Genomic DNA, 401 nt, shown 5'->3' with positions numbered 1-401 from the left:
GGTGTACCAGTTGTCGTGCCAACGGCATAGCTGGGTAGCTATGTATGGACGGGATAAGTGCTGAAAGCATCTAAGCATGAAGCCCCCCTCAAGATGAGATTTCCCAACTTCGGTTATAAGATCCCTCGAAGATGACGAGGTTAATAGGTTCGAGGTGGAAGCGTGGTGACACGTGGAGCTGACGAATACTAATCGATCGAAGACTTAATCAATTTTTTAAAAAGCGTTTTGCGACGCAAAAACTTACTTACTATCTAGTTTTGAATGTATAATCATTCATTTGTCTGGTGACAATGGCAAGGAGGTCACACCTGTTCCCATGCCGAACACAGAAGTTAAGCTCCTTAGCGCCGATGGTAGTCGGACTGACGTTCCGCTAGAGTAGGACGTTGCCAGGCAAA

The 401-nt window shown here is 46.1% G+C and carries 2 rRNA genes; both read left to right on the top strand.

The features are described 5' to 3' along the window. Nucleotides 1–212: ribosomal RNA gene (locus RV00_RS16035) — 23S ribosomal RNA — on the top strand; the annotation flags it as partial. A 71-nt stretch (nucleotides 213–283) separates the two neighbouring features. Then, nucleotides 284–398 (top strand): 5S ribosomal RNA (rrf, locus tag RV00_RS16030). Nucleotides 399–401 lie beyond the last annotated feature (3 nt).

The sequence above is a fragment of the Enterococcus devriesei genome (assembly GCF_001885905.1).
GTDB lineage: Bacteria > Bacillota > Bacilli > Lactobacillales > Enterococcaceae > Enterococcus_A > Enterococcus_A devriesei.
Note: the sequence above shows the minus strand (reverse complement) of the source record. Positions and strands in the feature narration are given on the sequence as shown.